The following is a 25,878-nucleotide window of genomic DNA, read 5'->3' as shown; positions in this document are numbered from 1 at the left end:
TGAATTAAGATGAAAATACTGTTTAAAATTTACGATTTAATAAATATACCTTTGTTTTTTATATCGATCTTGCTTTTGTTGATTTACTATATAGTGGAACAAGAAGTTTTAATCCTAGGTTCTATATTAATAGGGCTTATTATATTAATAAGATACTCAATCATAAAATACGAAAGAAATATATATGTATTGTTTTTTTGTTTTATTTTAATTTTATTTTCGTCAATAAAAACACTTTACTTCAGTGAAATATCTTATGAGCTTTTGAGAAATACATTATTAATCCTTTCACAGCTAGGTTTTGCATTGTATTTATTGAAAGGAAAACTAGGAGATAATTTGCTCTTAATTATTTTTTACATTGCTAATGCATACTTGTTTTTTCAATTTTTAAGGGGAGTAGAAGCGAGTGAAGTGATTACTTGGAGTGAAAATGTAGTTAACTTTGTTGTGCTTTCACTTGTTATTTCAATTTATTTAGCAAGATATTTCAGGAAAAAAAATATAATAATACATCCCGCCATAATAACATTGATAGTTAGTTTTTGGAGTTCAGGAAGAGCAGGAATCATTACAGCTATAATAGTACTATTATTAGTTGCTTTGTATAAATTTAATTTAAAGCAAAAATATTTAATGATCATGGGTTTAGGTTTTGCTTTGTTAATTTTTACTGAAAGACTTTTAAAAAATTTAGAAGAGATAAGTATAAGTATTGCTACAAGAGGAGGAACGAGGGAAAGTTTTTTCGATAATGTTCGTATAGAAATTTGGAAAGATTTTTTTGATGAATTAAATATACAATCCTTCCTCATAGGTTTTAACGCTAATGATCAACATTTGTTTTTTGGTTTTGAAAACTTGCATAATAGCTTTTTAGATGGTCACTTTCATTTAGGGATATTCATGTTGATTATATATGCTTTATTATTAATAAGTTGTGTGAAACTTTTTGTCAGAAAACAATTTTTTCCATTTATATTATTAATGATATTTTTATTGAGAGGAATGACAGACACGGTTATTTTCACTGGAAGATTTGATTTTATATTTATAGCAATCCTATTGTACACATTTGTATTTATTGATGACGTTAGTAAAGTGAAAAATAATTTAAGTAAGGAAGCTAGTAATTAAGGTTACTTAATTATCATATTTTTGTTATTAGAAAGAGCGTGGTTTGTGTGGGTATGAAAACAGTCTTTTCAATTAGTACAGTTTTTCATTTAATGATTAGTAAGCTTTATATAAAAAAACATGATATAAAAAATGCTGAAATTATTTGTTATTCAATAAATTCCGCTCTTCCTAAAATAATTAAAGATGATCAAACTTTCGATAAAAGCTTGATCATTAATCGAAATGAAAAAGCAACGAATAGAGTTCAAATAGCATTGAAAAATAAAAAAAACATTCAAATAGCAAAAAAATACTTACAAAATTCTAAAACCACTAATTTAATTGTGTTTAAAGACAATGACATTATTAATCAAGCATTAATAAATTCTGCTTATAAAAATAAAGTGAAAATTATAATGTTAGAAGAAGGTATGGGCTTATATAAAATTAATAATAATGAAAATAATTATATCAAACAAAATATATTGAAAAGAGGTCTGCTTTCTTATCCTAAATATATTTATCAATACCAAGGAATGAATTCAAAAGTAGATGAGATAATGGCTAGTTTCCCTGATCATTTACCTAAAGAAAAAAGAGAAAAAAAACTGATAAGTCCTATGGGTATGCATGAAGTAAGTGCTATTAATATTGAAAGCTTATACGATTATTTTAATATTAACACCATAAACTTGAGCAAAAAGAATTTTAAAAGCTGTACTACCATACTCTATATTGGGCAGCCATTTTCAGAGTTTAAAAGTCTTTCATTTCAAGAAGAAAAATTAGCTTTAGAAAATTTTTTTAATCAACTTTTTAATTATGGAAGCATTAAATTAATAATAAAACCTCACCCAAGTGAAAGATTGGAAAAATATAAAAGATATATTGAAAATCCTTCTGTTACTATAATAGAAGAATATCATATACCAGCTGAATTAATTCCAGCAAAAGTGAATGTAGATTTTGTTTTAACTGGGTATTCTTCTGCATGTTACTATATAAATAAATGGTATGGCATCGAATGCTTTTCTTTATATAAACAATTTTTTGCCAAATCCCCTAACCAGAGTTTAAGTTACCAAATGATTGAGTTATTTAATATAAAAATATTGGAAAATTTTTCAGAAATTGAGGATATCATTTCAAGTCAAAATTGAAAAATAATCGTGGATTTTTGAAAAGGAGATAGTCATTTACAGAAAGGTGGAAGGGCAATGAGTAATACAATTAATATTAATAATAGAAAAATTGGTTTAAACTATCCTCCTCTTGTCATCGCAGAGGTTGGAATTAATCATGGTGGTTCATTAGAAACGGCATTTGAAATGGTGGACGCCGCATATTTAGCTGGAGCAGAAGTTATTAAGCATCAAACTCATGTCGTAGAAGACGAAATGAGTAAAGAAGCTAAAAAAGTCATACCAGGAAACACAGATAAGTCAATTTATGACGTTATGGAAAGTAGTGCTTTATCTGAAGAAGAAGAAATCGAGTTTAAAGAGTATGTAGAAAGTAAAGACATGATATTTATTAGTACTCCTTTTTCGCGAGCGGCGGCTGATCGATTAGAAAGAATGGGAGTAACTGCATATAAAATAGGTTCAGGAGAAATGAATAATTATCCATTATTAGAGCACATTGCTTCGTTTGGTAAACCAATGATTGTTTCTACTGGTATGAATGATATAGAGAGCGTTAAGAAAGCTGTAAAAATTCTCGAAAAACATAAAGTTGATTTCGCTTTGCTTCATACTACTAATTTATATCCGACTCCGCCTCACCTAGTCCGCCTTGGAGCTATGGAAGAATTAGCACATGCTTTTCCAGATAAAGTAATCGGCCTATCTGATCACACTATAAACAATAACGCTTGTATAGCAGCTGTTAGCTTAGGTGCTTCTATTTTAGAACGTCATTTTACTGACAGCATGGAACGTGAAGGTCCGGATATTGAATGCTCCATGACACCTCAAAGTTTAAATGAGTTGATTACTAGTTCTAATGAAGTTTATTTAATGAGAGGCGGAAAAAAAGAAGCTGCTCCGGAAGAAGAAGTAACTAGTGACTTTGCTTTCGCTACAGTTGTGACTATAAAAGATATAAAAGTTGGTCAACCGTTTACAAAAGAAAATATATGGGTGAAACGGCCAGGCACCGGCGAAATTAAAGCTGAATATTACAATGAATTGCTTGGGAAAAGTGCGAATAAGAATATAGAAAGTGATCAGCATGTTTCATGGGAAGATATAGAAAATTGAGGTGTAACTAATGAAAAAAGTTGTATTTCTTACAGGCACGAGAGCGGATTATGGAAAAATGAAAACTTTGGTTCAACAAGTGGAGGATAATAACGATTTTGAAGCTCATATTTTTGTGACAGGGATGCATATGCTATCAACTTATGGCTCAACATACCATGAAGTAGAGCGAGATGGCTTTGAGAATATCTATAAATATATAAATCAACAATTGGGTGCGGGCATGGATATTACTTTAAGTAATACTATTTTGGGTTTTAGCAACTATGTTTCTGAAACTAAGCCGGATATAATAATTATTCATGGAGATCGTTTAGAAGCTCTTGCCGGTGCTATAGTCGGGGCATTTAATAATATTAAAGTACTTCATATAGAAGGGGGCGAAGTATCGGGTACTATTGATGAGTCAATAAGGCATGCAGTAACTAAGCTTTCTCATCTTCATCTCGTTTCTAATAAAGAAGCTGAACAACGAGTGCTGCAACTAGGAGAGCCAAAAGATTCTATTTATATTATTGGTTCCCCAGATGTAGACGTAATGTTTTCAAGCACTTTGCCTTCAATCAACAAAGCTATGGATAGATATGATATTCCTTTTTCTGAATATGCTATATTCATGTATCATCCGGTTACTACTGAATTGGAGAAATTACGGGAAGATATTAAAAGTGTGATACAAAGTCTTTTAGAGTCTGAGAAAAATTACATTATTGTCTATCCCAATAACGATGAAGGAACCTCAGTTATTCTTGATGAAATAAAAAACCTGGAAAATAATGAGAAATTTAAAGTGTTCCCTTCAATTCGTTTTGAGTATTTTTTAACTTTTTTAAAGAATGCTAAATTTATTATTGGGAATTCCAGTGCTGGCGTCAGAGAAAGTGGTGTTTATCAAGTCCCTGCCATTGATATCGGTTCAAGGCAAAAGGGCAGATATCAACAATTAAATAGTAATCATATTATTAATGTTGAGGCAGAAGCAAAAAATATTCTTGAAGCTATTAAATATGTTGAAAACATGCAAGTAGAAACAAATGTATTTTATGGAGAGGGAAATAGTGCAGAACTATTTATTGAAGTGCTAGAAAAAGAAAATATATGGTCTAAGCCTTCTCAAAAAAGTTTTCAAGATATTAACTTTTCCCTGTAACGAGCGCTGAAGTAATGAGGTGAAAATGGATGCAAAACGATTTAAGATTTTTAGCTATTATACCTGCTCGAGGTGGAAGTAAAGGGATACCAAGGAAAAATTTGGTTGAAGTGAAAGGTAAAAGTTTGATCCAGTATTCTATCGATGCAGCAAAATCTTCCAAATATATAGATCAAGTTATAGTAAGTACTGATTCTGAAGAAATTCAATCACATGCGATAACTTCTGGAGCAATTTCTCCGTTTTTAAGGCCTTCTTCTCTATCAGAAGATACGAGCCCTACTATTGATGCGGTAATCTATACTATTGAAAAATTGAAAGAGATAGATGAACATTTTGACTATATAGTTTTGTTACAGCCGACCCAGCCATTAAGACAAGCTTTTCATATTGATGAAGCTATCGAAAAAATGTTAATAGAGGGTTTAAATAATATTTTAAGTGTTTCTCCTGTGGAAGAGCATCCTATTTTAATGAGAACAATAGGAAAAGACGGGAACTTAAAAAGGTTTTTGAATACTTCAAGTACATTAAGAAGGCAGGACTTCCCGGATACTTTTTTAGTGAATGGCTCTATTTATATTGCAAATACAGAAGAGGTTTTAGGAAATTTAAGTTTAAATGATATTGAGCACTATTACATAATGGACAGAAAGTATAATGTAGATATAGACGAACCAGTTGATTTGGAAATTTTTACATTGAAACTTAATAATCTAATTAGGGAAGGAAAGGCTGAATAATGTTGGAGAAACCATTCCATGTATTACATATAGCTAGTTTCCATGGTAATATCGGCGATAATGCCAACCACAAAGGTTTCAGAAAAATGTTTGAATACTATTATCCTGGTGAAGTTCAGTTTGAAGAAATAGAAATGAGAGATTTTTATCGTTCCTGGAATCTAAGATCTTTTGAAAGTGATGAATTTATCAATACTTGTAATGAATATGATTTAGTAGTTGTTGGTGGGGGTAACTTTTTTGAACTTAAGTGGGATTACTCTGTTACAGGGACTACTATAAATATAAGCAATAGTGCGCTTGAAAAAATTGAAACTCCTATTTTATTTAATAGTTTAGGATGCGATATTGCTAAAGGCGCTTCTCAGGAAGCTATAGACAAATTCAAGCGTTTTTTAGACTATTCTCTTAGTTCTTCAAGAATTTACATTTCTTTGAGAAATGATGGGTCCTATAAGACTATCGATAAGTTATATGGAAAAGAATATGCTGAGAAAATTAATATAGTTCCAGACGGGGCCTTCTTTGCGGAGTTTAATACAGAAATTAATACAGAAAATCTTTGGGGCCAAAAACTAATAGGAATTAATGTAGTTTCAGATATGAGTGAAGTGCGTTTTAATACTTCTCTAGAAAATACGATTTCTTACGAAGAATATATGTCGGGGCTGGGAAAAGTACTGAACGATTTCTTATCAAATAATAAGGAATACAATATTTTACTATTTCCACATATATATAGTGATTTAAAAGCAATATATGATTTAATGACTTATATTGATGATAAGCACTTAAGGTTTAGAATTAAAACTGCGCCATTACTTACTGGTGAGGGCGCTGAAGATTATATATTTAGTTTGTACCAAAAATGCACAATTATTTTAGGCATGCGGTTCCATAGTAATGTCTGTGCAATTTCTCAAAATATACCTACTATAGCTCTCTCAAGTTACAAAAAAATTGATGACTTATATGAGGAGTTAGGTATTACTGATAGAGTGGTCAAGGTTAACGAAAAAAATTTCCAATCTAAACTAATTGATAAATTAGCACAAACCTTAAACGATCCACTTGATGTTAAGAAAGTTTATGAAAAAGTGAACAAAAAGAACTGCTTTGTTGGTAGTGCTTTCTATAAAAATCTAGTGAATGAGATATCAAGAAATAGAATTGAAAAATCTTCTGAATAATATTTATGAGGGTTTAATAACATTTTTGAACCTTTTAGAAATCTATTAAGGAGCAAGCTAATTATGCTCTCAAAACTTATGAAAAGTAAATTTTTTAAGAACTCTGTTATGTATACTGTAGGCTCTATGATGACTCCGCTAATAGGGTTTATTATGCTGCCAGTGTATACTAATTACCTTTCACCTGCAGAATACGGCACGTTAACTACAGTACAAACGCTTATAGGAATGTTTCAAGTCTTTTTAGTGCTTTCTCTCCAGGGGGCGGTAACAAGATTTTATTATGATTATTTGAATGATTTAAACAAACAAAAAGAATATTTAGGATCAATATTTATATTTGTTTTTCTATTCTCAACAGTAAGTGCTGTTTTACTTGTATTTTTTGCACAACCATTAGGCACTATTTTGTTTAGTGCTATAGCTATAACTCCATTTTATTATATGATGATAGGAATTGCATGGTTAAATGCTTTATTTGCTTTACCAATGTCACTTTTACGAGCTCAAGAAAAGGCAAGTTCATTTGTTATTGTCAATCTATTAAAAGCTAGTCTGATAATGTTATTAAGCATTTATTTTATAGTTTTTCGTGGACTTGGACCTGAAAGTGCTTTATTATCTCAATTCATTATATCGGCAATTGTTGTAGCAATTCTATTAATAAAACAAAGTCAATTTCTGAAACTTTCGTTTAACTTTACTTATATAAAATATAGTTTAATTTTTAGTATCCCCTTACTACCTCATGTGGCTAGTGGATGGATTATTAAATCTTCAGACAGGGTAATATTAGAAAAATTTGTAAGCTTAGAAGAGATAGGTATTTATGCTTTGGCTGTACAAGTTTCTATGGTGCTCTCTTTATTTTATCAAGGGATTAATAACGCATTATCTCCAAGGTACACTAAACTAAGGAAAGAAGAAAAAATAATTGAAGCTGACCGTTTATTAAATATTTTCTTTTGGATAGTTATTGCATGCGGTCTACTATCCATTCCAATTGCAATGGTAGGAGCTGCACTATTATCTTCAAACGCTTATAATTCAGCGATTTGGTTAATTCCCGTATTAATATTAGGTCAAATAGTTAAAGGGCTTTATTTTATTCCAGTAGCTAAATTGTTTTATAGTAAAAGAACAAAATCTATTGCTACTAGTAGTACTATTGCAGCGGCTGTGAATATTGGAATTAACTTCGCATTAATTCCGGTAATAGGAATTTATGGAGCGATCATTTCTACTCTAGGAGCTGAACTAGTTCGTATGTTGCTAATTTATAGAGCTAGTAAAGTCAGTAACCATTAAAAATTAAAAGTCCTTTAAATTAAACCCTGATTCTTTCATAATTTACATTCATTATGTATGGTAATTAAGAAATAAATATGCTAACAGTATGCTTGTCAGTAAATAGCTAATAGTTCTTGGCATGTGTTTCAATTGGAAATGTATTAGGGAATTTTATAAATGTAAGAACTAATGACAAGTATGAGTATTTATAGTGTATAATTAAGTAATGATTAGATGAAAATTCGCAAATTATTCATGGCCTAGAAAAGATGAATTTTAATGTAAAATACTACAACAATAAATTATGAAAATAAATCTTACAGTGAATTAAATCTAATAAATTTTATTTGAACAAAAATAAAAGAACATAGCCTAAATGAAAACAATTTTACCTTGGAGGATAATTATGGAAGAAACAATTAATGTTCATCAAATTTTTCGCACAATAAAAAAAAGGTTGGGTATTATTATAGGAACTATTTTAGTAGCGCTTAGTTTGAGTGCTTTAGCAACCTTTTTTTTAATAACCCCTCAATATGAAGCTTCAACACAGGTGCTAGTAAATCAAGCGCAAAACAATGAAGATGCTATAACTTCTCAGGAATTAGAATCTAACCGAGAATTTATTAATACATATGGAGTAATTATAACGAGCCCTGCTATTTTGGAATTAGTAATTGAAGAAATGGAAGAGCCTATTTCAGTAGGGGAACTTCGAAATAAAATTAATGTTTCTGCTGAACAAGATTCTCAAGTGGCTAATATAACTGTAGAAGATTCAGATCCAGAACAAGCTGTAGCTTTAGTTAATGCACTTACGGAAACTTTTGAAGAAGAAATTCCTGGTATTATGGAAGTAGATAATGTCAGTATTTTATCACAAGCTCAAATAGAAAATAGCGATAGCCCAACTTCGCCTCAGCCAATCTTAAACCTAATTATATCAATTTTCATAGGCTTAATGGCGGGTATTGGTTTAGCTTTTATACTTGAATATATGGATAAATCAATAAAAAATGAACAAGATGTAGAAAAAGAATTAGCTTTGCCAATATTAGGCGTTGTCCCATTTATGTCTAAAGAAGAGAATGATGGTGCAATAAAATCAAAAAATTCTAAAACTAGTTCAAGACTGACTAAGCGGGCATAGAAAAAATTTTAATTGGTTAAGTCCATATTACCTCAAGAAACAGAGTTGACTTTTAGAGTTTTAAAACATTAATTCATTTGTAGTTAGTGTAGTAGTTAAAAATTTTTTTGCTCGTTTATGTAATAACTCAGAAGAAAACGTAAGCTAGAAAGTGCCTCATCTTTTGCGACTGTAATCCTATCGTAGATACGAGTCAAAATCTTCACCTTGTTGGGGCGAGCATAGATTATTAAGCTTTTAAAAAAATTAACATTCTTAACAATAAAGTTTTAAACATTTTACAGAGAGTAGATAAAATAGTGAAATGAGCATAATTTTTTAATGAGTGAAACTTATTAAACCGGCTAGTAAGGGGTTTCAAAAATGTGAGTTGCCAGCATTTAGATACCACCTAGATCAATCTAGCCGCTTCATTGCACTGGGAGTTGCATAGCTGCAGTCGTTCGCCTTAAAAAAACGTGCTCTATCCATTTATGTTGCCCCTTCGCAAATTCAGTTCGAAAATCTAATTGGAAGCTTGCTTCCGGCGGACGAGACGGTGTTGTTGGCTTTTGAAAATGCCGGTAGCTCGTTTCATGTCTAGATGAACGGACAGTGAGTTAGCTATAGCCAAGATAGCTAGGTGCCCAGAATGAGTGTAACGCTATCGAGTCATCTCAGGGTCAATCATATCATAGTACAAATATACCAGTGGTTCGATAGCGGGCTATATCGAAGACCTGGAAACGTAGTGTGGGACAAGGAATAAAGATACCTTGTCCTTGTAGTTTACGGTTAGCTTTAGGTTTGAATCTTGCTTAAATAAAAACTAATTATCAAAATAATCTAAAATATAAATTGACACCGCTTACAAAATACTGTTTAATAAATACTAAGTTAATTAATTTATTTTACTAACTTTTGAAAACGCTTTAATATATTCTACATACACGAATTTCAAAAGCTGGTAATACACTTGAGGGGGATGGGTTCATGAAAACATCATATTGGAAATTGGCAGTAGCGGGAGCAGCGTCGGTAGGCCTGTTAACGGCATGCAGCGGCAACAGCGGAGGCGGAAGCGGTGACAGTGGAGGCGACGGCGGTGGAAGTGGCGACGGTGAACTGAGCGGCGAAGTGGAAGTATGGTCGTGGAATGTGGCGGCAGCGTCACTGGAGCAGGCAGCCGAGCAGTTTATGGAAGAGCACCCGGACGTGGAGATCACGGTTCAGGACAGCTCGACCGATGACGTATACGAGCGGCTGACGGTTGGCCTTGGCTCCGGCGGCTCCGGCCTGCCGGACGTTGTATCCCTGGAGTCCTCCCAGCTGGAAAACTACAAATCCCAATTTCCGGATGGATTCATGAACCTGTCGGAAAACGGCTTTGACGAGCATGCGGACAAATTCACCGAATTTAAAGTGGATGCCGCGCAGGATGAAAACGGCGACTTTATTTCAATGCCGTGGGACATCGGCCCGGCCGGGGTTTTCTACCGGGTGGACCTGTTTGAAGAGGCTGGCGTGAATGCGGACGATATTGAAACGTGGGATGATTACGTGGCCGCCGGTGAAAAGGTCGTGGAAGAAACGGATGCGTTCATGCTGCCGGTGCAGGTGACCTCCGATGACTCTCCGTACCGCGTGTTTTTGAACCAGCAGGGCGTCAACTACTTTAACGAGGACGGCGAAATCCAGCTCGACACAGAAGAAGCACAGGCGGCGATGGATCTGATGGCGGAAATGAGCGAGAAGGAATTAATCTATAACGCCAACACCTGGGACGCGATGGTTGGGGCGACCGTCAACGGCGATGTAGCTTCGGTGCCGACAGGCGCCTGGTACAGCGGCACCATTATGGATCAGGCTCCCGACATGAGCGGGCAGTGGGGCGTCATGGAGCTGCCGACGTTTGAAGAAGGCACGCCGCAGGCAGCCAACTCGGGTGGTTCGGACCTGGCAGTGCTCGAATCCTCCGAGAATCAGGACGCAGCTTACGCATTCGCCGAATACTTTACGACCAGTGAAGACGTGCAGATCCAGTCCTTCGAAGAGCACGGATTGTTCCCGTCCCTGACGAGCACGTACGAAGATCCAATCTTCGAAGAGCCGGTGGAATACTTTAACGACGAGCCGGCCTACGGTCTGCTTGCCGATACAACCGACAATATTGAATCTCCAATATTTAACAGTGACATCCCGCGGGCAGAAGACGTGATCATGGACGCGCAGTCCTCGGTCATTCTCGAGGGCAATGATCCAAACAACGTCATGAACAACGCCGTGGAACGGCTGGCCAGTGAAACCGGCCGGGAAACATCACAATAACGAATGAAGGGGAGAGCGCCTGCTCTCCCATTTTTATAAGGAGGTACAATATGTCGAACATGGAAAACGTCAATTCGGAGCATGCAGAAGAAAAGACGAAAACCAAAAAGAAATGGATCACCCCGAAAACCTTTCCGTACATTCTCGTTTTTCCGGCCGTGTTTCTGTTTGCCGTCTTTACGGTTTATCCGGTTATTTCTTCCTTTATATTAAGCTTTCAGGCCAGTGAAGGGGGAGAAATGAGCTTTATCGGCTTCCAGAACTACATACGGCTCTTTAATGACGGCCTGTTTTACCAGTCGCTTATTAATACATTTACACTTTTGATCATCCAGGTGCCGGTAATGATCACGCTTGCGATCCTGCTTGCGGTCACCCTCAATTCCGCGCTTGTTCGCTTTAACGGCTTTTTCCGGATAGCATTTTTTCTCCCATCCGTTACAGCCCTTGTTACGGCTTCCATCATTTTTATCATTCTGTTGGACAGTAACTATGGCATTGTCAACTACGTGCTTTCGAGCATCGGCCTTGAAAAGGTTTCGTGGCTGAACGACCCATTCTGGGCGAAAGTCTCGATTATGCTTGTGGTTACCTGGCGCTGGACCGGCTACAACATGGTCATTCTGCTTGCCGGCCTGCAGAACGTTTCCCAGGAGCTGTACGAGTCCGCAAGCATCGACGGTGCCGGCAAACTGCGCCAGTTTTTCCACATTACGCTTCCGCAGCTGAAGCCGGTCATTCTGTTTACGGTCGTGCTTTCCACGATCGGCACGCTTCAGCTGTTTGACGAGCCGTACATTTTGACGAACGGCGGACCGAACAACAGCACCCTTACAGTTATTATGTACCTGTACGACCAGGGCTTCCGCTACTTTGACTTCGGCTACGCCTCGGCGATTGCGTACGTGCTTGTAATTATTATCGCTGTATTGTCCTGGATACAGCTGAGACTTGGGAGTGATCGGGATTGAGTACTTCAACAGCTAATCCGCAGAAAAAACACCTGCCGAAAAAAATCGGGCTGTACAGCCTGCTTGCCGTCGGCGTCATTATCTCCATTTTTCCGTTCTACTGGATGATCATCGGGGCGACGAATCCGTCGGGGGAGATTTTCAGCATTCCCCCTTCGCTGATTCCCGGCACGTACCTGGTAGAAAACTTTATCAACTTAAATGAGTCGATCGGTATTTTGCGCGTCGTGTTCAACTCGCTGTTTATTGCCCTGTCGTTTACCGTGCTCAGCCTGCTCATATGCAGCGCGGCGGGCTATGCGTTTGCGAAGTTTACATTTAAAGGCCGTGACGTTATCTTCTTCGTGCTGCTGCTGTCGATGATGATTCCGTATCACGTAACGTTGATTCCATTATTCCGGATCTTTGTAGAGCTCAACTGGCTGAACACGTACCAGGCGGTTATTCTGCCGCAGCTCGCGTATCCATTCGCGATTTTCCTCATGCGCCAGAACATGCAGGCGATTCCGTCGACGCTGCTCGAAGCAGCAAGGGTGGACGGCGCCGGGGAGTTCCGGATCTTTTTCAAAATTGTGCTTCCGACCATGCGTCCGGCGCTTGCGGCAGTGGCCATCTTCCTGTTTATGTTCCAGTGGAACAACTTCATCTGGCCGCTCGTCGTTTTAAACTCCGGGGAAATGTACACGCTGCCGGTTGCGCTGTCGAGCCTTATCGGGCTGTCGGATATTGACTACGGACAAATCACGCTCGGGGCTGCCATTTCCGTTGTACCGATTATGGTATTCTTCCTAATCCTGCAGAAGCAGTTTATTGCCGGGATTCTGGGTGGTTCAGTGAAAGGATAGCTTTTCCGGGAAAACACAAAATACACGCTAGCGGTGAAAGGATGATACACTTTGGAACGCGACTATCAATCCATGTTCCCGACGCCGGGGACGCTTCTGCACGGGGCGGACTACAACCCCGAGCAGTGGCTCGATTACCCCGACAAGCTTGAAGACGATATCCGGCTTATGAAAAAAGCCAACTGCAACGTTATGTCGGTCGGCATCTTTTCCTGGGCAAGCCTCGAGCCGGAGGAGGGAACGTTTACATTCGGCTGGCTGGACCAAATTCTCGATCAGTTCGAGGCGAACGGCATCTACGCTTTTCTGGCGTCACCGAGCGGTGCCCGGCCGGCGTGGATGTCGGAAAAGTATCCGGAGGTGCTGCGGGTAAACGAGCACCGGCAGCGCAACCTGCAGGGGCTGCGCCACAACCACTGCTATACGTCGCCGGTTTACCGGGAGAAGACGGAACAGATGAACACCCGCCTCGCCGAACGCTACGCCCATCACCCGGCAGTGATCGGGCTACATATTTCAAACGAATACGGCGGCGAATGCCACTGCCCGCTCTGCCAGGCAGCATTCCGCCAGTGGCTGAAAAACAAATACGGCACGCTCAAGCAGCTGAACCATGACTGGTGGACGACGTTCTGGAGCCACACGTATTCGTCCTGGGAGCAGATTGAATCCCCGGCGCCGCACGGCGAAACGATGGTGCACGGGCTGAACCTGGACTGGAAACGATTTGTGACCGACCAGACGATTGATTTTTACGAGCACGAGCTCCGGCCGTTCCGCGAAGCCAACCCGAACCTGCCGGCGACCGCCAATTTCATGGAAGCTTTTGATGAACTGGATTATGCCAAGTTCGCCAAGGTCGTCGACTTTATTTCCTGGGATTCGTACCCGACGTGGCATTACGCGGCTGATGACACAGACCTGGCTGCCTGGGTCGGCATGAACCATGACTGGTTCCGGGCCATGAAAAACGGCCAGCCGTTCTTCCTGATGGAAAGCACCCCGAGTACGACCAACTGGCAGCCGCTCAGCAAGCTGAAAAAGCCGGGGGTGCATATGCTGTCGTCGCTTCAGGCGGTGGCGCACGGCTCGGACTCGGTGCAGTATTTTCAGTGGCGGAAAAGCCGCGGGTCGAGCGAAAAGTTTCACGGCGCGGTGGTGGATCATGCCGGGCATGAAAACACGAGGGTTTTCCAGGAAGTAGCCGAACTTGGCAAAACGCTGGAAGCGGCTGGCGAGCTCGCAGGCACGACGGTGCAGCCGGAAGTGGCGGTCATTTTTGACACCGAAAACCGCTGGGCGGTCAAGGATGCTCAGGGGCCGCGAAACAGCGGCATTCACTATGAAGCCACTGTGAAAGACCACTACAAAGCGTTCTGGAAGCAGGGCGTGCCGGTGGATGTGATTGATATGGACAAGGACCTGTCACCGTACAAGGTGCTTGTCGCCCCGATGCTGTACATGGTGCGCGAGGGCGTCGGTGAGAAAATTACCGAATTTGTGAAAAACGGCGGTACGCTGATTACCACGTACTGGTCGGGCATTGTGGATGAACATGACCTGTGTTTTCTGGACGGATTTCCGGGACCGCTCCGCGACGTGCTCGGTATCTGGTCCGAAGAAATCGACAGCCTCGGCGACGGAGAAGAAAATACCATGATCAAACGGGCGGACGTGCCGGAGCTCGGGGGCGAATATACGCTTACCGAGCTGTGCGACCTGATTCACACAGAAGGGGCGGAGGTGCTGGCTGAGTACCGGGATGATTTCTATGCCGGCCGTCCGGCACTTACCCGCAACCGTTACGGCAGCGGGCAGGCATATTATCTGGCGGCCCGCGCCGACGAATCGTTTTACGATGACTTTTACGCCTCCGTCCTGCGGGAAAGCGGGGTAGAGCGATTGGTAGATGCCCCGCTTCCGCGCGGGATGACCGTGCAAAAACGCGAAAACAACAACCATCAATACCTGTTCGTCTCCAATTTCAGCGAGCGGGAGCAGAGCATGACGTCGAAGAAACTGAGCGGAACGAACCTGGTGAGTGGGAAAGCAGTTCATGAAACGCTCACGCTCCCGCCGCGCGGTATCACCATTATTAAACAGTCCAAGTAGGAGGCATTGCTATGCAAAAAGATTGGGAAGACTTAACGACGCTGCAGCGGAACCGCCGGGCGGCCCGGGCCTCATTCGTATCACAGAGCGAAACGGGAGGCGCACGCGGTGTCACGCTGTTAAACGGCGACTGGAAATTTCATTACGCGCCGTCACCGGAGGAGGCTCCGGAGGATTTTTATGAACCGGACTTTTCCGATGCCTCGTGGGATACGCTTGCCGTGCCGTCGCACTGGCAGCTGAACGGCTACGGGCGTCCGCATTACACGAACGTGATTTATCCGTTTCCGGTGGATCCGCCAAACATTCCGTCCGAAAACCCGACGGGAAGCTACCGGCGGACCTTTGAGCTGGCGGACGTACCGGAGGATCACACGGTGCTGCTCGCCTTTGAAGGCGTCGACAGCGCCTTTCACGTCTGGGTGAACGGCCAGTTAGCCGGCTACAGCCAGGGCAGCCGGGTGCCAGGTGAATTTGATGTGACGGAGCTGGTGCATGCCGGCACCAATCATATCGCCGTGCGGGTGTACCAGTGGTCAGACGGCAGCTACATTGAAGACCAGGACATGTGGTGGATGAGCGGTATTTTTCGCGATGTGTCCGTGCAGGTGAAGCCGCCCGTCTATGTGAATGACTTTTTCGTGCAGACACAGCTCGATGACGAGTACCGGGACGCGGTCTGCCGGGTGGACGTACAGACGAACCAGTCGGAGGAAGCCTATGCGGTGGACGCCTATCTGTATGACGGAGCAGAAGAAATCGGCACGACGCAGCTACCGGCGGACAGCTCGGGAACGAGCGTGGATATGCGTGTAGCGAATCCCCACAAGTGGTCGGCGGAATCACCGTATCTGTATCAGCTTGTGCTCGTGGTGCGGGACGACAGCGGGGAAGAGGTGGACCGGGTTGTCCACGACGTGGGCTTCCGGTCCGTGGAACTGAAGGGTGGCGTCTTTCTCGTGAACGGCGTGCCGATTACGCTGAAGGGCGTGAACCGCCACGACCACGATCCGGAAACCGGACGGGCGGTCAGCCGGGCGCGCATGGAAGAAGACGTGCTGTTAATGAAGCAGAACAACATTAACGCGGTGCGTACCGCGCATTATCCGAACGCGCCGGCCTTTTACGACCTGTGCAACCGCTACGGCTTGTATGTGATCGATGAAGCCGACCTTGAGTGCCACGGCTTTGACAAGGTGAACGACTGGAGCCAGCTGAGCCGGGATCCGGAGTGGAAAGAGGCGTATCTGGACCGGATGATAAGGATGGTCGAACGCGACAAAAACCACCCGTCGATCATTATATGGTCGCTCGGCAACGAGTCCGGCTTTGGCCCGAACCACCAGGCGATGGCCGACTGGGCGAAGGAGCGCGACCCGGGGCGGCTCGTGCATTACGAAGGCGAAACACGCCAGCTGATGAACGAAGCGAAGGTCCGGAACCAGCCCGACCATGATCCGACTGCCTCCGACATGTTTACGACCATGTACACAAGCGTCGAGGTGATGGACCGGCTAGGGGCACACACCGAGTACGAAAAACCGCATATTCTGTGCGAATACGCGCACGCGATGGGCAACGGCCCGGGCGGACTAAAGGAATACTGGGAAACGATCCGCCGCCACGACCGCCTGCAGGGCGGGTTTGTATGGGAATGGATCGACCAGGGCATTTTAAGCACCACCGATGATGGCAGGAAGTACTTTGCGTACGGCGGCGACTTCGGGGAATATCCACACGACGGCAACTTCGTTATCGACGGCCTGCTGATGCCGGACCGGACACCGTCCCCGGCGCTTCGGGAATACAAAAAAATCATCCAGCCGATCTGGGTGGAAGCGGATAATGACGGGGAGTACCGGATCGTGAACGAGTATGATTTTCTCGGCACGGAGCATCTGGCGGTCCACTGGCAGGTGAAAATTGACGGTACCACCGTTCAGGCAGGCGAGCTTCGCGGTATCGAGGTGCCCGCACGTTCGTCGCAGCCGCTCAGCATTCCGTATGAAACCGTGGAGACGGAAGCGAACGAAGAAGTGGTTCTCTCGGTGGAATGCTCGCTGAGAGAAGACACGCCGTGGGCACCGGCCGGACACGAAGTGGCCTGGAGTGAGCATGTGCTGCAGGAGGCGGTGCTTCCGGGAGACGCGGCGGACGAAAGCAGCAGCGGCTCTTCACTGACAGTGACAGAAACCCCGGCCGAGTGGATTATTTCCGGGGAAATAACGCATCTGGCGTTCTGCCGGCAGACCGGCAGAATCAACGCGTGGACCCACAACGGTGAGCCGCTGATGGAGCATGGGCCGAAGCTGAACCTGTGGCGGGCGCCGATTGATAATGACCGCTGGGGGCAGAAGGAATGGAAGCCTGTGCCATCCGAAGAAACATGGAAGGCCTTTGGACTTCATTACCTGCTTACCCGGACGAGAAAAGTCGAAGTGGCCGAACACGGCGAAGCGGTGCATGTGACTGTTCAGGAAAGCGTCGCGCCTCCGGGGGTGGCGTGGAGGATGGACGTCGAGTGGACGTATGTGGTTGCACCTTCGGGAACAGTGGACATAGATGTTTCTGTTGTGCCGAATGGCGACTATCCGGAAACCCTGCCGCGGGTCGGCATCGAATGGACCGTGCCCCAATCCATGCAGCAGGTGGACTGGCTCGGTCTCGGGCCGGGAGAAGCCTACCGCGACAGCCGGCAGTCCGTGCGGCGCGGCCAGTGGTCGCTTCCGGTGCCGGAGCTGATGACCCCGTACATTTATCCACAGGAAAACGGGAATCGCCACCACGTGCGCGAAGTGACGATCAAAGGCGGAGCGGTGTCATTAACGGCTGAAGCTCGCGGTGAGCGCTTTGACTTTACAATTCAGGAGTATACCCGCGAAAATATGGAACAGGCCCGTCACCGTCATGAGCTGGTGAAAGCGGACTACGTGACGGTGCAGGTGGACCACCAGCAGCACGGCCTCGGCTCAGCCAGCTGCGGTCCGGACGTACTGGAGCCGTACCAGCTGCACATGAAGCCTTTTCATTTTCAGCTTCGCCTGCGCGGAGAATAACGATATAGAAGATTCACGCGGATGATATTTACAGCATTAGGGCACGTGGATGAGGAACCAGGGGCCGCGAAACGGGGGAACAGTTATGCAAACCGGCAGTTTTCAATGGATGAAGTCCATTAACAAATCAATTGTATTAAACAAAATCCGTAGCGAGGGCCCGATCTCACGTGCCCAGATTGCGAAAGAAACCAACCTGACCCCGCCGACGGTGAGCGCGAATGTGCGCGAGCTGATCGAGCAGGGAATTGTGAAGGAAAGCCGCCTCGGCGATTCACAGGGCGGCCGGAAGCCGACGATGCTTGTGATCAACAGCAGTGACTTTTATATTATCGGTCTCGACGCCGGCCCGACAGAGGTGGAGTTTGGCCTCGCCGATCTGTCCGGCACGGTGATTCATCACCTGAGGGAAAGCATCAGCCTGACGGAGGAATCGGAATTTTTGGATGTCGTAAAAAAAGGCATTCATGATTTATTAAATGAAATTCCGCTCATGCGGGATAAAGTCGTCGGTATTGGCGTGGCGATGCACGGGGTGGTCGATGTGGCAACGGGAACGTCGCTGTTTGCCCCGAACCTGCACCTTCGAAATATTCCCATTAAGGAAGAGCTGGAAAAGGAATTCGGTTTTCTTGTGAAAGTAGAAAACGATGCGCGCGCGATGGCGCTCGGCGAAGCCTGGTTTGGAAGCGGAGAAAACGTTACAAGCATGGTCGCGGTCAACGTCGGCCGTGGGATCGGCTCCGGCATTATCATCAACGGCGAGCTGTATCACGGGGAGTACGATATCGCCGGGGAGCTCGGCCATATGGCGATTGATGTACACGGCCGCCGCTGTGCGTGCGGAAGCAACGGCTGTCTGCAGACGGTCGCCTCCGGGCCGGCGGTCGCCGAGCGAACCGTGGAAAGCCTGAAAGAGCATCCCGACAGCCGTATTTGGGAGCTGATTGAAGGAGATCTCGAACGGGTGAGCGGGGAGGTCGTGTTTGCCGCTGCTGAAGCAGGTGATCAGCTTGCCATCGATATTCTCCGGCAGACCGGGGAATACCTTGGCATCGGCCTCACCAATCTGATCCATATCATCAACCCGACCAAGGTTATTATCGGCGGCGGGGTCTCGGAGTCCGGAAAGTACGTGCTCGAGCCGCTCAGGCGTATTATTCAGGAGCGCGGCCTTACCCAGCAGGCCAAGCAGACCAAAGTCGTTCTTACCGAATTTGGCAGCAGGGCAACCATGCTTGGGGCGGTGGCGCTGCTGCTCGTGGAGCTGTTTCAGCCACAGTGAATGAAAGCGTTTCTTACAAAACATTCATCATTCATGACTAACTTTCCTTTCTTTTGGGAATAGAGGGAGGAAAGGAGTTGTCACTGATGAGAAACACATTCATTGCAGCCCAGGTCCGTTCGGATCGCTGGGAGGACATAGGCTCTCTTTTTCGTGATAGTGCAATTGTTAACTTCGAACAGGCAAAGCAGCGAGAGGAAGGATTACTTATTCCTTTCTTTTACGACGAATATATGATGTGGAAGCCGGAAACGTACGAGCTGCTGGAGGAACTGCAGGGGCGCCCGGTACACATAGAGGAGCTGGCCTCCTGCCGTTTGACCGGTTTTCGGCACGAATTGGTGCTTTCGATCACCGATTGGGAGATTACCCCGGAAGGCATCATGGCCAGGCAGTACCAGAATCACGAAAAAACGACACCAAATGTGCAGCTGATATAAATGAGAGAAGGCAGGGCCCGGTTCGGGTGCTGCTTTTTTCGTGCAGGCAGCATATCGTTTTCGGTGTGAGGTTCGTGTTAGAATGAAATAGAAGATTTTAGGATAGAAAGGAACGGAGGACGCAGCAGTCTTCCGAGGTCATTGTGTTATGAATTCACGTGTATACTTACTGGCGGTGTCGGCGTTTATCGTCGGCATGGTCGAACTGATTATCAGCGGCATTCTTCCGCTCATTTCGGACGATTTAGGGGTCTCTATTGCGATTGCCGGTCAGCTGATTACGATTTTTGCCCTCGTATTTGCGGTGGCCGGGCCGCTGTTGTTGTCATTTACGTCCAACGTGGAGCGCAAAACCGTCTACATGTGGGCGCTCGCCGTGTTTGCCATCGCGAATATCGGCGCAAGCTTTGCTCCGACGTTTGCGGTGCTGATGGCCGCCCGGTTTGTAACGGCGGCCAGCGCCGCGCTCATTATTGTGCTCGCGCTCACGATGGCGCCGAAGCTCGTGGAGGCCAAATACCGTTCCCGCAGTATCGGCCTCGTCACGATGGGCGTGAGCTCGGCGCTCGTGCTCGGGGTGCCGCTCGGCGTGCTTATCGGAGAGGCGTTCGGCTGGCGGATCATCTTTGTCATGATTGCGGTGCTCACGGTGTTGATCGGTGCGCTCATGGTCCGCTTTCTGCCGCGCATGCAGCCGGAGCAGGTGGTGACCGTCGGCCAGCAGATCCGCTCGCTCAAGGATATTAAGATCGTCGGCATTCACAGCGTGACGCTGCTCGTGCTTGCAGGCCACTACACACTGTACGGCTACTTTAACCCGTTCATGCAGGAAACGATGGGACTGAACTCGTTCTGGATCAGCGCTATGTTCTTCATTTTCGGGGCGGCTGCGGTCTCCGGCGGTGGCGTCGGCGGCTGGCTGACCGACCAGTTCGGCTCAAAAAAAATGTCGCTCACGTTCATCGCATCGTTTGCGGTCATCCTATTCATCCTGCCGTTTGCCACGAACTCGATGGCCCTCTTCATCACAGCCGTCATCATCTGGGGCATCCTCAGCTGGTCGATCGCACCGGCACAGCAGAGTTATTTGATTGCCGTCGCTCCGGAAACGTCGGACATCCAGCAGAGCGTGAACACCTCGGCCCTTCAGGTCGGCATTGCAATTGGCTCCATTCTCGGCGGCATCGTTGTGGAGCAGTCCGTGGTCGCGGCCACCTCCTGGGCCGGAAGTGCGCTTGTTGTGGTCGCCATGGCGATTGCGCTGATGGCATACCGGGCGCCGCGGGTGCGGGAAAGTGAAGCAAAAACGTAACGGGTGTGCGCTTTTTTGAGCGCAAAAAGCCCAGCAGTTACTCTTTAAAGAGAGACTGCTGGGCTTTTCTTTATTCCTCGGTAATACGCTTCGCACCGACCATATGGCTTCTCCAGTAGTTGGTAAATCCAGTATAGTCGACGCCTCTGCTTAGGGTCGCGTGAAATAGCGTTTCTTCATCAATGTACATCGAAACGTGGTTGATGGAGCCATCATTGGTAGTGTCAAAAAAGACAAGATCGCCCTTTTCCAGCTGGTCTTCCGGAACCTCTACACCTTCTTGGTACTGCTGGCGTGATGTTCGGGGCAGTGTAACCCCGTTTTCTGCAAAGATAAGCTGCAGAAAGGAGGAACAGTCAAAGGTTTCCGTGGTGTAAGGCGGTGCCCCGAATTGATACGGGGTACCAATATATTTTTCGCCGGATGCAATAATATTATCGATCGTGTAGGTGGATATGCCTTCCACTAATTCCACACTATCGGGTGAATCCCCCGGTGCAGCTTCTTCATAGGAAGCTTTTACCTGATCGGAGATAGCGGCAGTTCCGCCTAGAATAATATTAGTATTATACGAGCTGCTTAAATAATTGGTGGTGGAAGCCTGCGCCTGGGAAGGATGAGAGAGAACAATGGAAGCTCCGATTTTATTTGCCAGGCCGGCGGCAGCTACGGCATCAGGATAATCTTCCTCATCGCTTTTTACGGAAGTGCCGCGAACCAGCAGGTTGTAATTGCCGGGAGAATAAGACGCGGCGGCTTTGACGCTTGTTTCGTAACGGGTGTCGCCTTTAATTCTTCGTACTTTAACCCCCTGGGCCTCCAGCTGCTCGACGACCTCGGAGCTGACGGCGTTAGTGCCGCCAAAAATAGTGACATAATTGACTGAAGAAGGCAGGTCCGTAGACAGGCTGTCTTTTTTCGTTAAATAAATAGGCAGACGGTCATCCACCGCCATGCCGGATGCACTTAAAGCGTCGGCAGCGACTTCTCCGCTGACCAGAATGGCCGAGGAGGCACTGGCATAGCCGGCAGTGTCATTTACTTCCTCCGCTGTTTCGTATCTGGTGCTCCCCGATACGCGTTCCACGTTGACCCCTGCGCTTCGAAGCTCCTGTTCCACGTTGGAAGAAAGAGCTGCCTCTCCGCCGAGCAGGTAGACAGTCTGGGCATCAAGCCGGAGAACCTCCTCCATGATGCGGGGATCCAATGAATTAGTTCTGGACAGCAGGATGGGTGCATCAGCCATTTCCACAATTCCCGCCGAAGCGAGAGCGTCTGCAGGGTGGTCCGACCTGGCGATGACTACGGCATCACTGTGTTCCCACCCGTACTGGGAAATTTCAATAGCGGTGCCAATGCGGTCTTCTCCTGAAATTCGTTCTGCTGCTTCTGCTTTCACGCTGATGGAAAGACTCAAAAAAAACGCCGTGACAATCGTTATGGCGAACATCATTTTAATAGAAGTATGCATAAAACGCTCCTTATAGTCAGAATACATATTTTTCAAAACAAACTGTATTCTAAGCATAAAGGCATAAAGATAAATTTAATAGTACTACTTTAGGTATTAGGTCTTAGCTAACGTCGCGAAACAAAGAAGTAAAAACTGCCCCCTATGTTGAACTATAACCCGAATGATGGACACGATAAAAAAGTGCCCATCATTCGGGTTTTTTCTATTTTCCATCCCCAATTGCCGTGTATACTAAACGAAAAGAGAACGAACGGAGGAACAGCGATGAAAAGAAGGTATTCGGCGAGCGAACAAAAGCAGTTAGAAGCTCATCCGTGCATTCGAAAGGTATCCGACCGGACGATTTCGTATCATCCGGATTTTAAGAAGAAGGCCGTCCATGCTTATCATCAGGGAGCTGGACCAGCGCAGATTTTTGTCGAGCACGACCTTGACCTGACGGTCATTGGCAAGGAACAGCCGAAACGATGCCTGCAGCGATGGCGACAAACCCACGAGCGTTATGGGGACCTGGGCCTCGAACAGGAACGCCGGGGGAAAGGAGCTGCGGGCCGGCCCTCGTCCCGTTCGCGTTCCACGGACGACAAGCTTCAGCGAGCCGAAACACGCATACAGTATCTGGAGGCTGAAATCGACTTCTTAAAAAAGCTCGAAGAGCTCGAAAGGCAGGTGTCGAAGAAGAAACACCGTTAACCCCCCACGAGGTGTACGGATTGATTCAGGCGGTCATTGATACACATGAGCTCCTCGGTCACGTGTCGTATTTATGTCACCTGACCGGGGTCAGCCGGAGCGGGTATTACGCCTGGCGGAAGAATGAACCGGAGAGGCAGCGGCAGGACGACCACGATGCCCGGGAGGCCGAACGGATTCGGGAGCTGTTTGAGCGTCATCATGAAAAAGCAGGCGCCCTGCAGATCAAAATGATGCTTGAAAACGATCAGGGCATCATCATGAATCATAAAAAAATTCGACGGTTAATGGCCAAATTTCAGATGGTAACGAAAATCCGCCGGGCGACCCCCTATAAAAAGCTCATGAAGGCCACCCAGGAGCACCAGACCTGCCCCAACCTGTTGAACCGGGCTTTTGACGCCCAGGAACCTGGAAAAATTCTTCTGACAGATATCACGTATCTGTATTACGGCCAGGGGCAAAAAGCGTACTTGTCGTGTATCAAAGACAGCGCCACCAAAGAAATTCTGGCTCATGTCGTTTCCACCTCGCTAGCGATGGATCTCGCCCATGAGACCCTGGACCAACTGCAGCATCAGTCCCTCCATCCCGGAGCGATGCTTCATTCCGACCAGGGGACGCACTATACACACCCGGCCTTTCAGGCCAAGGTGAAGCAGGCGGGTCTCTGCCAATCCATGTCCCGGCGCGGCAATTGTTGGGATAATGCTCCCATGGAATCCTTCTTTGGACACTTTAAAGATATGGTGGACCCCCGTCTCTGTGCCACCTTCGCTCAACTGAAGCAGATTGTTCACGATTATATCGACAGATATAATCACCGCCGCTACCAGTGGGGACTAAAAAAAATGACCCCGGTCCAATACCGGGATCATCTGTTAACAGCCTAGACTCTTTTTATTTCCTGTCCATTTTATAGGTTACAGTTCATGTGAAGAGGCAGCTTTTTCATCCTGATCTATTTATAAAGAGATTTAGGCTCTTCCTCGGAAGGATCGCCGTACTGGGCGGAAGCCTCCGGCAGCGTGCGGATGCCGAAGTTATTGGTCCACGGCGCCAGAAACGCGAGCAATGCGGAAAAGATAAAGCCGCCCCAGTTAAATACGGCCCACGGCAGGAATTCAAAGTTGCCTACGCCGAGCGTGGTGGCCATAAACACGCCGGACACGGTCCATGGCATCAGCACCTCGGTGATGGTGACCGAATCCTCCATGCTTCTCGACAGGTTGACCGGATGCAGGCGGTGCTTTCGAAACACATCGCCGTAAATATCCTTAATCAGAAAATAGGTGACGAGCGCGTTGGACGTTCCGTTAATCACGACAAAGCCGGATACGAGCGTCGTGAAAACGATGCTGCCCGTCGAACGGAGCTTTTGAATGATTCCTTCAAGCAGCACGCGCAGCACGTTGGAGGCTTCGAGGGCCGAGGCGAAGAAAAACGCACAAAAGATGAAGAAGGTGGCGTTATACATCGAATACAGGCCGCCCCGGTTTAACAGTGATGACAGGTCCTCCGATAATTCCACATTCTCCGGGAGCATATCGGTCGTAAACCCGGACACCACAGAGGCAAAAATATTACTGAACGCGGCACCCTGAAGAATCCACGCGAGCAGCAAAGCCGTAAGCGAGGAAACAAACAAAATAATCAGCGGCGGCTTTTTCATTATCGAGCCGATCAGCACAATCAGCGGCGGAATCAAAAGCAGGGGATTCAGTGAAAATAAATTTTCCAGCGACGCGGTCATGCTCTCCACCTCGGCGATCTGGCCGGAGGATGTTGGAATCGTCGTACCGGCAATCCAGAAAACGATGAGCGCCAGAATCGACGAAGGCACGGCGGTATACAGCATATGGCGGATGTGCTCATACAGGTCGGAACCCGCGGCGATAGCGCTCATGTTGGTCGTGTCTGAGAGCGGGGAGAGCTTATCCCCGAAATACGCCCCGGAAACGACCGCGCCCGCTGTGATCGCAAGAGATACGTCCATCGTCTGGGCGATGCTGATCAGGGCGACACCAATCGTTCCGGCCGAGCCCCAGCTTGTACCGGTAAAGGTGGATGTGATAGCGGTAACAATAAAGGCGAGCACAAATAAATGCGCCGGATTGATCAGCTGCAGGCCGTAGTACACCATCAGCGGGATTGTTCCTGAAATCATCCAGGAGCCGATGATGATGCCGATGCTGAGCAGAATCAGAATGGCCGGAAGCGCGCGCTTGATCTTCTCTCCCATTTCCAGAATGATATTGTCCCATTTGGCCCCGTAAATGACCGCAAAGATGACGAAAACGACCGCGGCAAAAACGAGCATCAGTTCGGCGGGATACTGCAGGATGCCGATGCCGCCTACGAGAATGGCTACGGCGAGAAACACCGGAATAAGGGCGATCCCTATACCCGGCTGCGGCCGGTGCTGCTGTTCTGTATGTTCAGACATACTATTTCCTCCTCATACATACTTAAGTTTAACT

The 25,878-nt window shown here is 45.6% G+C and carries 19 protein-coding genes and 1 pseudogene; 18 read left to right on the top strand and 2 right to left on the bottom strand.

From position 1 onward, the window contains the following. Window positions 1-9: 9 nt before the first annotated feature. The 16 genes from SIC45_RS13615 to SIC45_RS13540 all read left to right on the top strand — a co-directional run bounded on the left by SIC45_RS13615 (window position 10) and on the right by SIC45_RS13540 (window position 21,231). Entirely contained in the window at window positions 10-1,137 is a 1,128-nt protein-coding gene (locus SIC45_RS13615) for a hypothetical protein (protein WP_319632564.1), read from the top strand. Window positions 1,138-1,190: 53 nt separating this feature from the next. Further along, on the top strand, window positions 1,191-2,279 hold the full coding sequence (locus SIC45_RS13610; protein WP_319632971.1) for a polysialyltransferase family glycosyltransferase: 1,089 nt from the start codon (window positions 1,191-1,193) through the stop codon (window positions 2,277-2,279). A 57-nt stretch (window positions 2,280-2,336) separates the two neighbouring features. Then, window positions 2,337-3,380, top strand: coding sequence for an N-acetylneuraminate synthase family protein (locus tag SIC45_RS13605; protein ID WP_319632563.1), 1,044 nt, complete (start codon window positions 2,337-2,339; stop codon window positions 3,378-3,380). Window positions 3,381-3,390: 10 nt separating this feature from the next. Then, a complete protein-coding gene (neuC, locus tag SIC45_RS13600; RefSeq protein WP_319632562.1) occupies window positions 3,391-4,530 on the top strand; it encodes a UDP-N-acetylglucosamine 2-epimerase in 1,140 nt (379 codons plus the stop codon). Window positions 4,531-4,559: 29 nt separating this feature from the next. Next, complete coding sequence (locus SIC45_RS13595; RefSeq protein ID WP_319632561.1) at window positions 4,560-5,273, top strand: acylneuraminate cytidylyltransferase family protein; 714 nt, start codon at window positions 4,560-4,562, stop codon at window positions 5,271-5,273. Further along, window positions 5,273-6,463 carry a polysaccharide pyruvyl transferase family protein gene (locus SIC45_RS13590; RefSeq protein WP_319632560.1) on the top strand — a complete coding sequence of 397 codons (1,191 nt, stop codon included), beginning with the start codon at window positions 5,273-5,275 and terminating at the stop codon, window positions 6,461-6,463. The genes SIC45_RS13595 and SIC45_RS13590 overlap by 1 nt, the downstream gene beginning before the upstream one ends. 63 nt (window positions 6,464-6,526) lie before the next feature. Continuing rightward, window positions 6,527-7,771, top strand: a complete 1,245-nt coding sequence (locus tag SIC45_RS13585) for an oligosaccharide flippase family protein (protein ID WP_319632559.1) — start codon at window positions 6,527-6,529, stop codon at window positions 7,769-7,771. A gap of 388 nt (window positions 7,772-8,159) precedes the next feature. Beyond that, window positions 8,160-8,903, top strand: a complete 744-nt coding sequence (locus tag SIC45_RS13580) for a YveK family protein (protein ID WP_319632558.1) — start codon at window positions 8,160-8,162, stop codon at window positions 8,901-8,903. Window positions 8,904-9,875: 972 nt separating this feature from the next. Next, a complete protein-coding gene (locus SIC45_RS13575; RefSeq protein ID WP_319632557.1) occupies window positions 9,876-11,210 on the top strand; it encodes an ABC transporter substrate-binding protein in 1,335 nt (444 codons plus the stop codon). Window positions 11,211-11,269: 59 nt separating this feature from the next. Beyond that, entirely contained in the window at window positions 11,270-12,181 is a 912-nt protein-coding gene (locus SIC45_RS13570; RefSeq protein ID WP_027847127.1) for a carbohydrate ABC transporter permease, read from the top strand. After that, window positions 12,178-13,026: a carbohydrate ABC transporter permease gene (locus tag SIC45_RS13565; protein WP_319632556.1), complete on the top strand. Its 849-nt coding sequence runs from the start codon at window positions 12,178-12,180 to the stop codon at window positions 13,024-13,026. The genes SIC45_RS13570 and SIC45_RS13565 overlap by 4 nt, the downstream gene beginning before the upstream one ends. A gap of 72 nt (window positions 13,027-13,098) precedes the next feature. Next, entirely contained in the window at window positions 13,099-15,138 is a 2,040-nt protein-coding gene (locus SIC45_RS13560; protein ID WP_319632970.1) for a beta-galactosidase, read from the top strand. 11 nt (window positions 15,139-15,149) lie between these two features. Continuing rightward, window positions 15,150-18,194, top strand: coding sequence for a glycoside hydrolase family 2 TIM barrel-domain containing protein (locus SIC45_RS13555; RefSeq protein WP_319632555.1), 3,045 nt, complete (start codon window positions 15,150-15,152; stop codon window positions 18,192-18,194). An 85-nt stretch (window positions 18,195-18,279) separates the two neighbouring features. After that, on the top strand, window positions 18,280-19,479 hold the full coding sequence (locus tag SIC45_RS13550) for an ROK family transcriptional regulator (protein WP_319632554.1): 1,200 nt from the start codon (window positions 18,280-18,282) through the stop codon (window positions 19,477-19,479). Window positions 19,480-19,565: 86 nt separating this feature from the next. Continuing rightward, window positions 19,566-19,919 (top strand): hypothetical protein, encoded by a 354-nt coding sequence (locus tag SIC45_RS13545; RefSeq protein ID WP_319632553.1) that lies wholly within the window; start codon window positions 19,566-19,568, stop codon window positions 19,917-19,919. Window positions 19,920-20,067: 148 nt separating this feature from the next. Then, window positions 20,068-21,231, top strand: coding sequence for an MFS transporter (locus SIC45_RS13540; protein WP_319632552.1), 1,164 nt, complete (start codon window positions 20,068-20,070; stop codon window positions 21,229-21,231). Window positions 21,232-21,301: 70 nt separating this feature from the next. Here SIC45_RS13540 and SIC45_RS13535 read toward each other — a convergent pair whose 3' ends face one another. After that, on the bottom strand, window positions 21,302-22,702 hold the full coding sequence (locus SIC45_RS13535) for a cell wall-binding repeat-containing protein (protein ID WP_319632551.1): 1,401 nt from the start codon (window positions 22,700-22,702) through the stop codon (window positions 21,302-21,304). A gap of 267 nt (window positions 22,703-22,969) precedes the next feature. Here SIC45_RS13535 and SIC45_RS13530 point away from each other — a divergent pair, with 267 nt between their 5' ends. Next, complete coding sequence (locus tag SIC45_RS13530) at window positions 22,970-23,398, top strand: HTH domain-containing protein (RefSeq protein WP_319632363.1); 429 nt, start codon at window positions 22,970-22,972, stop codon at window positions 23,396-23,398. Then, window positions 23,398-24,291 (top strand): annotated as a pseudogene (locus SIC45_RS13525) (IS3 family transposase); the annotation flags it as partial. The gene SIC45_RS13530 and the pseudogene SIC45_RS13525, both read left to right, overlap by 1 nt. A gap of 68 nt (window positions 24,292-24,359) precedes the next feature. Here SIC45_RS13525 and nhaC read toward each other — a convergent pair. After that, complete coding sequence (gene nhaC, locus SIC45_RS13520) at window positions 24,360-25,844, bottom strand: Na+/H+ antiporter NhaC (RefSeq protein ID WP_319632550.1); 1,485 nt, start codon at window positions 25,842-25,844, stop codon at window positions 24,360-24,362. Window positions 25,845-25,878: the final 34 nt, after the last annotated feature.

The sequence above is a fragment of the Marinococcus sp. PL1-022 genome (genome assembly GCF_033845285.1).
Classification (GTDB): domain Bacteria; phylum Bacillota; class Bacilli; order Bacillales; family Marinococcaceae; genus Marinococcus.
Note: the sequence above shows the minus strand (reverse complement) of the source record. Positions and strands in the feature narration are given on the sequence as shown.